The organism is Grimontia sp. THUN1695 (genome assembly GCF_059704325.2).
The window spans coordinates 956,584-972,161 of record NZ_AP046577.1 but is presented as its reverse complement, the minus strand read 5'-3'; the positions used below and the strand labels follow the sequence as shown (position 1 = coordinate 972,161).

General features: G+C 49.2%; 5 protein-coding genes. 2 read left to right on the top strand and 3 right to left on the bottom strand.

Translation table 11 applies throughout. From position 1 onward, the window contains the following. Positions 1 to 176 precede the first annotated feature (176 nt). The gene (locus AC6IB1_RS08075) at positions 177 to 1,430 is read right to left on the bottom strand and encodes a Y-family DNA polymerase (protein ID WP_497568573.1); all 1,254 of its coding nucleotides are present in this window, start codon (positions 1,428 to 1,430) and stop codon (positions 177 to 179) included. Next, complete coding sequence (locus tag AC6IB1_RS08070) at positions 1,418 to 1,825, bottom strand: translesion error-prone DNA polymerase V autoproteolytic subunit (protein ID WP_497568572.1); 408 nt, start codon at positions 1,823 to 1,825, stop codon at positions 1,418 to 1,420. The genes AC6IB1_RS08075 and AC6IB1_RS08070 overlap by 13 nt, the downstream gene beginning before the upstream one ends. 491 nt (positions 1,826 to 2,316) lie before the next feature. Between AC6IB1_RS08070 and AC6IB1_RS08065 the strand changes: the two genes are divergently transcribed. Together AC6IB1_RS08065 and AC6IB1_RS08060 are read left to right on the top strand one after the other, a co-directional pair. Continuing rightward, complete coding sequence (locus AC6IB1_RS08065) at positions 2,317 to 3,144, top strand: hypothetical protein (RefSeq protein ID WP_497568571.1); 828 nt, start codon at positions 2,317 to 2,319, stop codon at positions 3,142 to 3,144. A 158-nt stretch (positions 3,145 to 3,302) separates the two neighbouring features. Further along, positions 3,303 to 4,034, top strand: a complete 732-nt coding sequence (locus tag AC6IB1_RS08060) for a hypothetical protein (protein WP_497568570.1) — start codon at positions 3,303 to 3,305, stop codon at positions 4,032 to 4,034. A gap of 91 nt (positions 4,035 to 4,125) precedes the next feature. Here AC6IB1_RS08060 and AC6IB1_RS08055 read toward each other — a convergent pair whose 3' ends face one another. Further along, on the bottom strand, positions 4,126 to 15,573 hold the full coding sequence (locus AC6IB1_RS08055; protein ID WP_497568569.1) for a PLxRFG domain-containing protein: 11,448 nt from the start codon (positions 15,571 to 15,573) through the stop codon (positions 4,126 to 4,128). Positions 15,574 to 15,578: the final 5 nt, after the last annotated feature.

Below are 15,578 nucleotides of genomic sequence, written 5' to 3'. Positions count from 1 at the left end.
TTAGCAAGATCCCCATCATTTACACAGCCTCACGAATGAATTCCCTCTGGCAATCTTCACGTAAAAGCCTACGTTCACGATATTAAGTTGGTTTTAAAACGCGCACTTCATTGGTGTAATAATGTTCGCCTTTAGAAAGTGGCTCTTTATCATGTCCCTTTTGATTTATTCCCTTCTCAACACTTAATCCTAGGCACATCTCTCCACCGGGTCGTATACTGTGGAGACAAGAACTCACGACGCATGCCCCATTTGGGCGCGATCCCTTCCGCTGCCAAAAACACCGTGCCGATGCCATAACGCTGATTCAGGCTATCGAACGTTTTCATTAACGTCGGGTTACCTGGCTGGGTATCAAATAAATCCGGCTGCACATATTCTGCCCTAGCTAAATCCAATAGCCCCACACCCACCTTGTAATACCGCACGCCTGGTTCATACAACAAAGGCACCAAAGCTGACACCGCTGCCGTTATCACGGTGGTATCGTCAACCGGAAACGCAAAATGGTGCAGCTGCTTATAGCTTCTCGGCTTTTCGTCATACGGTGAATTTCCAGCAAACACCATCAACACCGAACACACGGCCCCCTGCGCCCTGAGTTTTGCCGCCGCAATCCCCGCATGTTTACACAATGCTTGGTGAAGCGCTTCTTGTTCCACAATCCGCTCCCCCATCGAGCGGGTAGAAAAGATCTGCTGTTTATTGGCCCTGGCCACACCCCAGCCTTTACAAACCTCACCGTTCAGCTCCCGCACCGTGCGTTCCATTTCCACATTAAACTCACGGCGCATCAGTGCCGGTTTCTGGCGCGACAGTTGCAGCGCCGTTTCAATGCCCTGACGCTTCAGCCGTTCTGAAATCCGACGGCCGATGCCCCATACATCACCTACCTCCATGCGCCCTAACACATCGATGCGTTCAGCATCGGAATCCAATACACAGATACCGGCGTAGCCCGGTAATTTCTTCGCTGCATGGTTTGCAGCTTTGGCTAGGGTCAGGGTTTCCCCTATGCCGACCCCGACCGCCAGCCGGCATTCTTTCCATACTGCACGGCGCAGCGCTTCTGCATGTAACCTTAAGTCAGGTATTACTGCGCAGCGGTGAAACGATAGAAACGACTCATCAATCGAATACACATGCTGCTCAGGCGCAAATCGACCAATCACCTGCATCATCTTGTCTGACAGATCGCCATAAAGCTCATAGTTGGACGAACAGACAATCACGCCTTTCATTTCACAAAGGGCTCGCACCTGAAAATACGGCTTAAATTTCTCGACTCCCGCTTCCTTTGCCTGACGATTCGCCGCCACCACACACCCATCGTTATTCGAGAGTACAATCACCGGCTTTCCCCGCCAGTCCGGCCGAAACACCTGCTCTGCACTGCAGTAAAACGCATTGGCATCGACTAGCGCGAACATAAAAGCGGGCTCTCACGGTGGCAGCGGATAGAGCGGACAACGACCCCTTCAATCGAAAACGTATCGTATTTGGTGATCTGTACGGAGGAATAGCTGTCGTTGGCCGACAGTAACAATCTGCGGGAAACATCGAGCAGCTTACAGACAAACTCTCCGTTAAAGTTGGCCACAATCACGTCCCCATCCCTGACAGTCACGTATCTGTCTACGATCAAAATATCGCCATCAAAAATACCAACACCCTGCATTGATTCACCCGACGCACGACCAATAAACGTCGCACTCGGATGTTCAACCAATAACTCATCCAGGCTCAACGGCAACTGGCGATAGTCGCTAGCCGGTGATTCAAAACCTGTAATACCGGCACTGGCAAAAATTGGAATAACGTTCATCTTAAAATACTGTTCATGCATACAGTATCAATTCTATCGCTTTCTGCCTCACTGGCAAGATCCAGCTTCCTGGCAGCGTAAAACTCGAGCATGTCCCAATACACCCCGGACTTACTTCCCATTTTCCAGATATTCAAAACAAGCGAGGCTTGCACCTTAGCAGCCCTTTGGCGCAGCTGGTGATAGCTCTTGAGATTAATAGCAATAACCGAGACCCGAACAAGCCAAGATGTGACGAAACGTAGTTAGCCTTAGTTACACGCCAACGGCAAGAAAAGCACGATGCTTGCCCTCATTTCGCGTTGGCGAGAGCAAACTGAATACCCTATTTTGTTGTATTTCCCACTGTTACCCTGCTTGATGTTGATGATATGCTATTTAAAATACGAAATTATGGTAATACTTTGGGTAGTCATTGAATAACCCCCAAAAAATTGTTTTTTTACAATACTCTTGGGGATTTGACAAAATGTTATGAATATGAAATTAAAATGAAAGAACATATTAATCATGTATTGATGTTATTAGAAGATGCTGGGCTAAAACTTTGCTACCCTCGTTTTATTGAAGTCAATTTGAACCAAGATGATACGCAAATATACAACTTAAAATTTTCTATTCGAGAAAGTGGTAATCGCGTCACTATTGAGCAGAATATAAGTCTTAAGCTATTGATTATTTTTTCAATTTTTGACTTATTCCTGGACCAACAACATCCAGAATTATCTGGTAAATCATTTTATGCGAAGTATAGAGGTTTACCAGAAAACAACGAATATGAACAAATCTTAAAGAGTTTATTTAGAATAGCAAAAGTTATGAGAAACGCCTTAGTTCATAATCAATCTGCTATAAACTATGAAGATGATTTTTTAGACATCAATTATCATTTCCATAAGACTAACTTTCGATTAAGGCTCACATATTCTGCTTTAAATTATTTCTTTACAGTTATAATTATGTACCTTAAGCAGGATTTAGGACCACGAGATTACTTTCAAGGAATTATAAATTCTTTGTACAACGACATGATTTTGGGGATTAAGGAATTTAATGATGAGTTTGACGTATCACTATTCGTTTGCAATGGTTTAAGGTTATTAAGAATTTCAAGAAATCGAGTATATTTTAAAGACTATGAAATCCAAACTAATATGCTAATTTTTCCTGAGTATAAACCTGACTACCCAGAACGGGAAGGAGTTGACTATTGTTTAGTTTTAAATGATAGTAAGTATATAATACCTAAAGAAGTTTTAAATTCAAACTTATCTATAAATATTGACGAAATCGAAAAATGGAAGGTTGATTCTGCATAAATCTTACCGACATATATACGGACTTATTAATTAATACTCTAAAGCGATTGTATGAATATTAATTTAGAATCAAAGTACGATGCGGCCATTAATCAACCAACTTTACATGACTTTTACCATATATATTTCCACTATAATCACTTAATCTGTTTTTTAAAATGAAAATAATATTAAATAGAATATTTAAATTTTTAAAAGAAAATAGAGAATTCAACATTCAATTACAGAAAAAATCTTTTCACCACATTCTTTGTAATGATGCATGTACAAGCAAAAAAGTAATTGAACTTTTATATCATATAGCAAATACACAAAGTCAGCCCAAAATAGATCCATTAGCTGATTTCTATAGATTAATTCATAATAATATTGAAAAAACGCAATCCTTTGAAAGTTTTGTGAAATTATTAACAGGGGTGAGAAGTTCAAATTTCGACGATCTCTATAAAGGATTAAGCAAGCAAAAAGGATGGGGTAAAAAAACTGCTGCATTGTTTACAAAGGTTGTTTATCAAGCCCACAATACTCTAGGGGATAGATTTCAATTCTGGTCTGACACACCAAAAAAAATTGAAGATAATGATGAGATATGGCTGCCTGTTGACGCTGTCATTATTTATATATTTAAGCAAATTGGCGTATCAAATCCAAATTTTGACAATATAAATAGACTCATTAAGCAACACTATAATAACGATGACCTCGAAGTCTGGGATGACTTATGGTTTTGGGGATTCATCACTCAGAAAGGGACCGGAATCGATCGTCAACTTGAATGGAACGAAAATAAATATTGGTCATTGCTATACTCCGACAAAGATCCAGAGAAAATAGATCGAACACGAGATAAATCATATGAATTTATCAACTTAATCAAAAAAACATTATAATATTCAATACATAAGGGTGAGACCACAAATATATTGAAATATTTATCGATGACATTCTCATGACCTCACCCAAGTTTTACTTAAAAACCATTTACCACCCAATTTGCTCATTCAAGTGACGCAAGTTCTTGTTTACGTTAACGCCTCGCTCATTTTCTGCGCTATAACGCTGGCGAGTTTTGATGGACTGTCGAAGTGATTTGTTGTCAATGGCAAGCGTCGGGTTCTTGCGGTTAAACCTCGCCATGTTCTTTTGCACTTCCAGCATCAACGCCGTGTCGCCTTGCTTTACTGCCAGCCAGTAAGCGGTCATCATGTCACGGCGGCGATCAAGAATGTGTTGCTCATAACCTTTGATGGAATTGTTCATTTCGTACTGCTTCATCAGGTCATGGTCAGACAAACCAAATGACTGCAGTAACAACTGAATGCCGGTAAACTCGTCCGCTTCTTTATAGGCATCTCCACGATAGGTAAGTGCACCCTCATTGCCGTAGCGATACGCCTTCATCGGATCACGGAAAAACTTAGGCACCATTTTCTCAATGCCGCGGTAAATGTCGCCGTTCGCAATATCTTGTGCACCACGAATACCGCCAACCACCACACCGCCAAGCACAGGGCCGGCAACTTGTTTCGCGTAGTGGGTCCAAAGGTCCTCGCCTTCCAAGTCACGGTTAGGATCTCGAACCCACAAACCATCGAGTGAAATACGCGGAGAAAGGCCAGCACCGTAAAGCACCAGGCTTGCCATATCTTCACCCATTGCATCAGCAAGGTAAGTTTTAAATTCAGTTTCTGCATCCCACGGTTCATCGTCATCGCCTTTGAAGGCATTCGCCAACGCATACAACGCAGAAAGCGGCAACGCGCTTACGCCACCAAGCAAAGCGGTCATACCAAGTGAGCCAATCAACTGTTTCCGGGCCATGGCTTTCACTTCTGGCGACTCACCTTTAAAACCAAGGTAAGCGTTACGCAACAAGAAGTAGGTCATGTTCTGGCTGTATTGCTTAAACTGTGTGATCACCTTCATCGTCGGCGCTTGCATGTAACGTGCGCGGTTCGCGTTGGTGTAATCAAAGTGCGCGTTCCACGTAATATCAGCCGCCTCGGTCACCGCGTCTTGGTGGCTCATGCCTTTCTTACGCGCCAAGCGGTACGCGGCCATCGCCGTGGTTTCACGGTTGAACACCTCAGCTTTGTGGAACAAATAGCTAATGCCATTCATCGCACGCTCATAGTTCTCGTTGTACTGCCAGTTTTCTGCCTCAGCCATACCCGCGAGATCATGTGCATTAGTCGCATCAATCAAGCCAGAATCCACCCATTGTTGATAGGCATCTTTCTCGTCGTAACTCTTAATCTTGTTCTTAATGCTTCCCTTGCTGGTCAAGAACTCTTTCATGGCACTGGTAATCATGCTTGCAGATTCAGCTGCGCCGAACTTGCTGGCGAGGATAGGGAGAGCAACCACAAAGTTTTGTGTGGTGTTAATCGCTGCGGCAGCAGGCGACACGCCAAGCATCCAAAGGAAACCGACAGAGGTGATCATCTGCGCGGCCCTTGAGTGTGTCGGGTTCATCACCCACTCATGCCGCTTCATCAGCTCTTCCGCGTATCGGCCTGCCTGGTTGTTGCCTGAGACGCTTGCCGCTTTCTTTGCCTCCGCTGCATGCTTGGTCAGTTCATCCGCGTATTCCATTCTTGCAAGCTGGTAAGCGCCTTTCATCATGTTTGAGGCCATGGCGCGAAGTGCGTCATTGTTCCAGCCCTTCACCTTTTTGCGGTGAATGAATTGCTTGCGCATCGAGCGTGACGGCAACGCCTGTAAGTACATCTGGTAGATGGAGTCTTTGATCTCGTCTTTCTTGAGGTCATTGAGCGTGGTGTCATCAATTTTTTGCATCAGGTCAGTCACAAAAGAAAGGCTGGCCCCGTTTATCATCGGGTTGCCTTCCATCTTGTAGCCAGTGGAAACGGCATAGCCCTTATCGCGCAGTTTCTTCGCCGTGGCCTTTTGCTCCCCTTCACTTTCAAACATCATGTAGCGCATTTCGCCGTTCTCGTCCGTCGATGACAGCCAGTAGTCACCAAAACGGGTTAGCGGAAAGTAAGGCGCGTTTACTTCTTGCAACTCAAAGACAGAGCGCAATTCCGCAAGGCGTTTTTTCTTCACGCGACCATCAATTTCGGCGTTCTGGATTTGCGCTTCCAGCAGGCGGCGGTAATCGTCGTGACGCTTTTTGTAGTCATCGCGCATAGTGCGATAGTGTTGCTTGGCTTGCTCCGGCAGCTTGTCGTATTCCGCCTTCAGCTCAGCATGTTTGGCGCGTCGGCGTGGTTCATTCTCCAAGTCCCGGCGAAGCTCGCGGATCTCGTCCATCTGCGCCTTGGTCTTGTGACTGCCTTCGTTCACGTTCTCAAGGTGTTCAATGCGGCGTTGAATCGCATCAGCAGCAGACACAAACGCTTTGTCCGGGTCCACGCCTTCAACCGTGGCATCATGGGCCAGGCTAAACATCTTCTCTGCCGCCTCATTGTTTTTGGCAGACCATTTACGAATGTCTTGCGCAATTTCCGCAGACTCAAACGCCATTTGGTTACGGCGCGTGATCATGCGGTGAACCGTGTCTACATAGGTTTTCACCATCGGAAGCGTGTCAACGGCCAAATCCGAAAGCTGGCGCAGCGTTACCGCGCCAAGTCCGACCTTGCCACCCAATACGCCTTTAACCGCAAGGCCGACACTGCTCAATGCAGTTTTCAGTCTTTCTTGTACCGTTTCGCCTTTGCCAATCTCGGCAATGGCCTGATCAAAGGTCAGGTTCTGGGTTTGCGAAAACTTCACATCGCCTTTAGAGAACTTAGCCTGAGACAGCTTAGAACGGGAAAGCTTAGAGCCGCCACCCGGCGGCGTGGTGTCTGGGTCCCAATGGTTCACCGATTTCATGCGATCAATCAGGGTCTGCACAATGTTGTTCATTTCGGCGCGTGTCATGTCGCCTGGGCTCATCAGCCCCACCTTGCGAAGCGCATGGGCCACCGCCTCAATCACGCGATCCCACCACTGCTGAATGCCGTTTCGTTCCAGCTCGGCGGCATGGGCCAACACCTCTTCAACCTGAACAACCGCATCCTGATCGGCGTAGTGGGTCAGCACTTGATCCCAAAGGTCTTTCAGGTGCTTGGATTTGCGGCCACTGAATACACGCTCAAGGATTTTCTGGTACTCACTGTCGCCAACCACCGACTTCAAGCCGTGGTGCACAATAATTTCATGGCGCAGTTTCTGGCGTAAGGTTTTTGTGTCCGGGATGTTGTCAGCCACCACGACCACGGTTGCACTACGGTCGTGATAGAAAGCGTGAACCGTCGCGTCCGGGAAGGATTGACCTAACATCGCCTCGGCTTCCTGCTGGGTTTTCACTACGCGCACTTTCACGCCAGCACCACCACGGTATTCTTTCAGCCATTGCTTAACGCCCAGCTCGGCTTGTTTCAGTGGCATGCCTTTGCTGCTGTTTGCGCCTTGGGTAACAGCTTCGCGGGAGAACTTCATCTTCTCCTTGTAAAAGCTGTTTGACGCATTACCCGCATCACGGTTGAACTCTTTAATTTGCGCGTTGTTATGCAGCCCTACAGGATTGATGTTTTGTAGCGCCTTCACCAGCGGCAGCAATTTAGCCTCGGCAACATCGACGGCAAACTTGCCACCGCCTTTCACCGCTTGCTGACCAATGATCTTTTCAATGGCAGGGTTACCCCAATACTTTTTGCCTTTGGCAACAGATTTAGGCATTTCAATTTTATAGCCACCATTCATGCTGCGATAAACTTTTACCGCGTTATCCGCCGTGTTAAGGCCCATCGCGGCAAATTCTTCATAGGTGGATTTCAGCCAATCAACCAACTGTTTTGGTGTGGCGTCCAGTTTCTCCTTGATGTTTTGATCCGCTTTGAAGTTGGCAGGCATCAGCATGCCTTGAATGATGCGTCCATCATGCGTAGTGAAAGGAACAATGCGTCCTTTCTTGTTGGTGCGGGTTTGCGCTTCAACCAGGTTGCCGGTCATGATGTACCGAGTTTCCCTTGCTGGCTCTTTTGCCTTGCGGTCAAACAGGGTTTTCAGGTTAAAGCTGTTTGTATAGCTGCGCGTTAACGCCCCTTCCTCTGCTTGCTTCAGATTAATAGGAACAATGTTAGCGCGGTCCGCAACCACCACTTTAATTTTGAACTTGGAGGGGGACAGAGGATTACCGTTATTGTGCGTATGCGTGACTTCAGCCACCATGCCTGAGACGTGCGTTTCTTCGTCAATCTTCACTGTCACAAACTGGCCGTGGGCGTATACGCCACCCGCTTTGAATTTCGCCTTCACTTCACTTAGACGGCTTTCATACTCTCGGATTTGCCCTTTGATTTTCGATACTTCTTCAACCAATGCATCAATTTTCTTACCTGCTTTTCGCCTTTCTTCCAGCTCGTTATTTGTGCTGTCAAGACGCGCCATGAGGTTATTAATAAAGCGCGTATCGCTTCCGATTGCATCGGCCATGCTATCAAACTGCTCTTGGCTGGAATTGCTCAAGGTTTCCTGTGCCTGATCCCACGTTGGCGCCTTACCGTTCGCTTTCGCATCTACCTTGGTTAAGTAAACCGGCTCACTGAACACGCCGCGATCACGCTTGGCAGGAGAAAGAAGCTTCTGTGCCAACGGCTTCGCATCCAAATCAAGCTCGGTCATGTTGAGCTCGTTTTGACCGGTTGCGTCAAGGTACTCAATCAGGTCTTTGTATGCACCTTCCAAATCCTCAAGCACAGACTGTTGAATATCGACGGGGAGAACCGCCAGCTTACCCAAGAAGTAAGAGGCATCATCTTCACCAGGCAACTTGGTTAATGCTTTGCTGTAGCCGCTTAGCATTTCAAAGTTTGCAGAAACGTATTCCTCAACAATGCGATCACCGTATGGGTTAAGAAGGTCAATAGAGTCCACGCTCGTGGCTGAGTCCGTGTTACCGGAAGTGTTCGCGTTCAGGCCCGTCATTTTTCGCGCCAGCACTGCGGCGGGACGCTTTTCACTGGGGAGGTCAAGCCAGGCTATGTCATAGGTCGGCTTATGGATTTGCCCGGTTCGGTTAACGCGACCAAGCATTTGCATGAAGGTATCAATGTTGAGCGAAGGCTGCGCAACAATCATGTGCCTTGGGTCCGTATTGCCATAGTCACCGCGTGAGTGCAAAGACAGGCCTGTAGACCCTGCTTGGTTCAGGATTAGCACATCAAGCTCGCCGTTGTTGAACTTGTCCACGGTACCGCGACGGTCACTCACTTCCTCAGCACTGCGCGAAACAACGCGGTTGCCGTCCGCCATATCCAGCATCAGGCCGCGCCCTGTGATCTCAGCAACGCTCAGGCCAGCGCTTTCAATTTCCATGCGAATTGCATCAATAGGCGATGCCGGAATGCCGTCTCCGCCCATTTCCCCAATCGCATTCATGGCGCGTCGGTAGTGGTACTGAACAAGTGGGTCGCTGATTTCATCAATGGGAACATAAACCTTGTCAGATTTCTTCTCGCCCGGCTCTTTAATGCCGTAGTAGAGCGCACCATCAAGAACATTTTTCAGGATCTCGCCGTAAGTCAGTCCGTCTGCGCGGTCGCCTACCGCAATGCCGTTTTTGTCCATGAAGCGTTCCAATGCCGCTTGCATGGTGTTTTCCAGCGCAATGACAGGGCGCTTGCCTTCTTTGATGCTTTTCAGTGCTATTACCGCCACTTCTTTCGCTTTCAGGCCGAGCGCCATTTGCGAAATATAGTTATGGACCACAGAGCTAAACTCGGTCACTTTCGGCTTTGCGTCTGCCTTGTTGCCGCGCACTACCACATCAAGACCGCGTTCTTCTTGGATTTCTGCCGCCATGTCTTCCTCGATATAGCGGCGGAATGCCGACGACACATCCTGAATGGCGCGTAATGCTTCTGCTGCGCGGTCATAGGTCTGCTTGGTTTCATTGCTAGGATCGGAGATCACGTTGTTGTTAATGCTGATCCCTTCAAATGAACGCTCACGGCGCACCATTTGCCCCGCTTCCGCAAGTTTCGCTGCGATATAGATTTGCATCCCCAAGCCGCCTTGCTCAATTGCTTCAATCAAGGCTTCGCGGTTATCGGTTGCAAGGCCAAGGTCGGTACGCATGTACAGCGGCATATTCTCGGGGCGCTTGGCGTAGGTAGCAGAAAGATAGGTGAGACCATACGCCCTGTCTGCAAGGTCACGGAACGCTTTACCCAGTTTTGAGTCAGAACCCGCAGCGGTATGAGATTCGTCCATCACAAACACCGCCTTGCTCGCCAGTGCTTTTAGCATTGCGCTTTTCTGTCCGTTCTTCTCGCTGGAGATCTGGGAGTAAGTCAGGAACAAGCCGGAATACCCTTCTGGCAAGTCACCATCTAAAAGGGCATCAATCGCCTGACTGCGCTCTTTAGGGGAGAGGTTGAATAGTTTCCTATTGCCCTTTTTCACAAAGCCTTTGTCTTGGTTCATGATAAGCGGGGTAAACCCTTCCACGCCAATGTCAGCAAGATCATCGTACATATCAGTGAACAAGTTCGGCTTTTGCGTCACAAAGACTGGGATCTTGCCTTGCTGCATTGCATAACGGATCACGCCCGCCGCCTGACGGCCTTTACCTACGCCTGTTTGGTCGCCAATAATCACGGCGCGACCATTCTCAATAGCATCCACCGCCAACGCTACCGCATCCGCCTGTAGGCCCATAAATGCCTTATGCAGCGAACCTACATCTTTGTAGCCTAATCGCTCCATCACAAAACCATCCACGCTGCCGTGACGTTTTTGAATGTCAGCAAGCGCAGATTGCGTGTAAGAGGCCATATTGGTCGGCGTGAGCACGCCATCATTGAAACCGTTTGAAGCGGTTTTATAGTGAGACTGGAATTCGTTAGCCCGTTCCACTTTGCTATCTATCTGGACAGGGCTAGGCTTGGTTTTGGGTGTGGCTTGCTCTGTATCTAATTCTCGAACAGATTCAGTTCCAGTGCGTCGGTCACTTCCAGGTTCATGTACTTGTCGTGAAGTTTCAGATCGGGGTGTGTCACTGTCTTTTGCTTCGACCAGTCCAACGTCTCTAACGTCAGGTTGAGTCCTGAAACCTGCGCCAGCGTCGTTGCCATCAGGCTGTCGCTGTCCCACCCCGTCTCGAGTTCGTCCGCCAGGCTGATTTTCTCCTCCCCCGGCATTTCCTCGATCAGACTTTCCAGAAAGCTCTCGAGTCTGTTCTTCGCGTAGTGAAGTGTCAGCGGCTGGCTGTCTTTGAGGCTGAACATCAGAAACGCTTTGGCTGTATCGCTGATATTCTCGCCCTGCGGTATCCACCAAACCTTTTTCATTGAAGTTGTCATAGAGTTCATCCCACGTTGATACACGTTTTACTTTACCTTTAACGGGTGCATGCTTGCCAGTCCCTGACGGCACTTTTCCATGCACAACAATCATTTGAATAGGCCATGCCGCGCCTTGCCCCTTGTATAGCTGGCCGTCAATCTCAACGTGATGGACCACATTGTGATTACGGTAAAGCCAGTTCAGGAACACTTTGTTGCTACCGGTGTAATCCCCGGCTTCCTTCGGTGCCCCAAGGATTAGCGTTGCCTTGCCTTCCGGCTTCATGGCATCCAAGGCTTGCTTGGCGATGAGGTGGTCGATTTCACCAAACTTATACGCATTGCCTTGCGCATCCGTAAATGCATGTTTAATGGGCTTGTGGTTACCATCTCGAAGCGTACCGAAAGGCGGGTTCGTGACAACAGCATCAACAGGCTCAGACACAATGCCATCAAGCGCATTTCCCGCTGCATCTTGCACTGTTGTTTCAAAGCCGGTCCATGCCAATGCCTCAGCGCGTACAGGGTCTAGCTCATTGGCAAAGGTCTTGTCAGGATTTGCCAGCATCAACAACAGGCCATTGCCTGCGGTCGGCTCATAAACCGTGGTGTGCTTATCAATGCCAGCGGCCAAGTTAGCCAAGAAAGACATAGGTGCAGGCGTGCTGTACGCCTGAAAGTCACTCGATTTAGCGGTGCGTACATCAAGGTTAGGCTGGCGCTCGTAGTCATCTTTAAGCTGACGAAATACCGCTTGCACCATCAAAGGATTGTTTTGTTCGGCAAGGAGTTTCGTTGCTTTGCTGCGACGTTTCACCACGGCAACGGTTTCATACGCCTCCTGCACCTTCTTGAGCATGATGTTATCAACATCCTTGGCGCTTGAAAGGTCAAACAGCGTTTTCGCCAGCTCTTTGAGTGAGTTGTTATTGTTCGGGTTGTAGCCTGCTTTCACGCGTTTCTTGATTGCATTGAGTAGACCAATTTGGGTTGAAACATCGTCGTTGGTTTCTGGCGTGTGCTTGTAGGCGGCAGACTCCGACTTATCCTCACCCTTATCAACCGTTTCTGTGGCTGACTTTTGCTCTGTCGTTTCCGACTGCGCGACTGGTTCACTCTTTTGGCTCGGCTCGCTTTCTGCCTTCACTGCCTTCTCAAACTCAGCAATACCGGTATAGCCTTTTGCCTTTACTGCTTCGTCCAGCTCCTTCGCGGTAAAGCCGCCCTGGTCACGATACGCAGTGCGAACCCCGGCTAACTTCTTCCCGCCGTTGGCTTCGAGCACATTGCGAATAATGCCTTTGGCTTTATCAACCACATCAACACTTTCCACATCTTGTTGCGGCTGCGCATCATCCACATCCTGCGTATCTGGTGCAGGTTGTGTAGGTGGTGTAGGTTGCGCATCTTCTTCACGCTCAACACCCTGTGCATCTTTCTCAACATCAACAACTTGTGGCTCTTGCGCTTTTGGCTGAAAACGTGGCGTGAAGTCTTTCAGCTTCTTGGTGCGGTTGACCTTGGCTTCATCCATCATCATGCGAAGGCGGGATTTCACAAAGTCTTGCGCCTTGTTCAGATCAGCCCTTGCCGCGGCTTGTTCTTCTTTCGGTAAGCCAGAAATAATCTTTTCACCACGCTCACGCAGATCGTTGATTACCTGGGCAATGGCATTGCGCTCAAAGTCAGGCGCGGTTACCGCGTCATTGCCTTGCGGGTTAAACAGGGCTTCAGCCTGTTCGCGGCGCTGGCGGTTTTCTGGTAGCGAATCTTCATAGGCTTTACGGCGCTCTGTCTCTGCCTCAAACGCGGCGATACGCTCTGGTGCATTGCGCAAAGACTCAAGCAAGGCATCAGCCAGTTGCGGGTTCGCTTTCGCCATGCGTTGCTTCAAGCGCTTACGCATGGTCTTGGTTTTCTTCACTGTGTCAGTGAAATCAGAGATAGGCTTGCGGCCATTTTCGCGCATGCGCATCGAGTTAGGGCGATCAGCAAATCCACCGCGAGATTGCTGGCTGGCTTCCACGTTTGCCGTCACGGTGTCGCGTTGCGCTTGCTGTAATGCAAGTTGCTTCTCTGCGGCTTTGCGTTCTTGCTCGCGTTGGAAGGTGCGCGTAACACCGCCCATATCCGGCTCAACAATGCCACCTGCTTGTGCGCGTTCTTTTTCTGCCTGCTGGCGCAATGCCGCTTCTTTCGAATCAATAGTTGGCGATGAAGGCTCGGCTCTCGCTGCTCGCTCTGCTTCCGCTTCACGCTTTAAGATCTCGGCGCGTGCCAGCTCCGGGTTAAACTCACGTTGTGGCTGTTCGGCTGCTTCCGATTCCCATCGTGCAAGACGCGGGTCGGGCGGTGACTGGTAAGGCTTCATGCTTGGCGGCGAGTTCTTCGCCTGCTCAACATTCTGGCGACCTTGTTCCAATGCCTGAATATAACGCTCGGTTTTTGATGCCACTTTCTGCCCTGGCATTTGTGCGCCTGCGTTACGACGCGCCACGGCCTGATCAAACAGTTGTTGTACGCCTGTCGTATCAAGTTCTAACTCGCTCGCCTTGTCTGCCAGTGCGTAGAGTTCTGCCTCTGCGGATTGGTCGCCCTGCTCCAGTCGGTCAACTAACACATCCGCCTTTTCCTGATCCATGGCGTAAGCCATTTTCAGTGTTTGGGTTGCGTAGTCTTGCGGGTCGCTGATCACCCCCCTGTTACGAAGGGTCTGACGAGACTCAGCCAGCTTTTGCTTTAACGCGTCTGGCGAATCTACTTTTTGTGCAACAACTTCCTGTCTCTCTTCGAAATAGCCAGAGGAAAGGTCAGCACCGTCCGCCACCCATTCAGGCATTTCTTGCTGTGGCGTAGACTGATCAGCATCCACACCTTGTGGATCTTGTTGAGGTTGCGCATCCTGTGTAGGTTGTAGCTGTTCAACACCCTCCACACCCTCACTACCTTGTGTGTCTTGTTGGGGGTTGCCACCACGGTACGCGCCGCCGGCCCCCATCACGCCGCCAACTGCACCACCGAGCGCACCTTCGTTTACGCCTGCCAGTGCAACACCATCCATCAGATCAACATCAGTGCCCACGTACTCATTCGACACCTTATTCGCCACATACTGTTGGGTTGCGCCCTGCGCCGCTTCCGTGGGCGCTTCTCTAACAGCACCCGCCGCAACACTTTTTACAAGTCCCTGGCCGGTACCCTTCACGAATGCATTTGCCAGTGGCAAATCACCCACCATGGTAGCGGCGACACTTGCCCCTAATGTGATCGGGTCAGTCATCGTGGCGCGTGAAGCAGCATCCGCCGTTCGGCGTTTGGCTTCTTCCAGCTTTTCGAGATCGCTTAGGTAAGCAAACTCTGGGTCTTCATCCACGGCGAGAAATTCAGTGCGGAACGCATCGCTATTAATCAAGCTTTCAAAGTTAGCATTAAGTACCGTCTCTTTAGCCTGCAAGCCCTGTGAGCCAACATCAGAGTTAATCGCCACACCTGCCGTTGGCGCTTTGGCTAACGTGTTGTAAGCGAGCTGTGCGGCTTTTGCTGCCGTGTCTGGCTTTGCACCAGAACGGATAGCCATGTTTGTGAGTGATTGGATTGCAGAGGCTGACGACATGCCGCCTGTGGCAATCGCGCTTGCCACCGTTGGGGCCATGTAACCCAAACCTTGCGCAAGCTGCATGCCCCACACTGCCGGCTCCGTTGATACCTTCCAGTCACCTTCTGGCGACTCAGAAACCGGCATGGTGTTTAACGCCTGCTTACCATCATCGGTCAGCGTGTCCGTTACCCATTCTTTAGCGTCACCAACCAGTTCACCCGCCTTGGAAATGTAATTGGCAATCAAGCCTTGTGGCGTGAAGTTGGCGGCATTGATAACAGATTCAGGTACACCAAGTTCTCTCGCCTTTTCACCAAGAAAGCCTTGACCTTGCCTTACGGATTCCGCGCCGCCTTCTACCGCACCCATTGCGCCAATGGCAACAGCCTTACCTGCATCACCTGCCGTCACGTCCAGATCACGCTCTGGCGCATAGGCGTTAAGGTCAAAGTCATCGGAGAGCGTAAAGCTCATGTCGGTACGCGCATCCACTGTCGCGTTTGGGGTGTCACCAAGCAGTTTGTCTTGCATGTCAG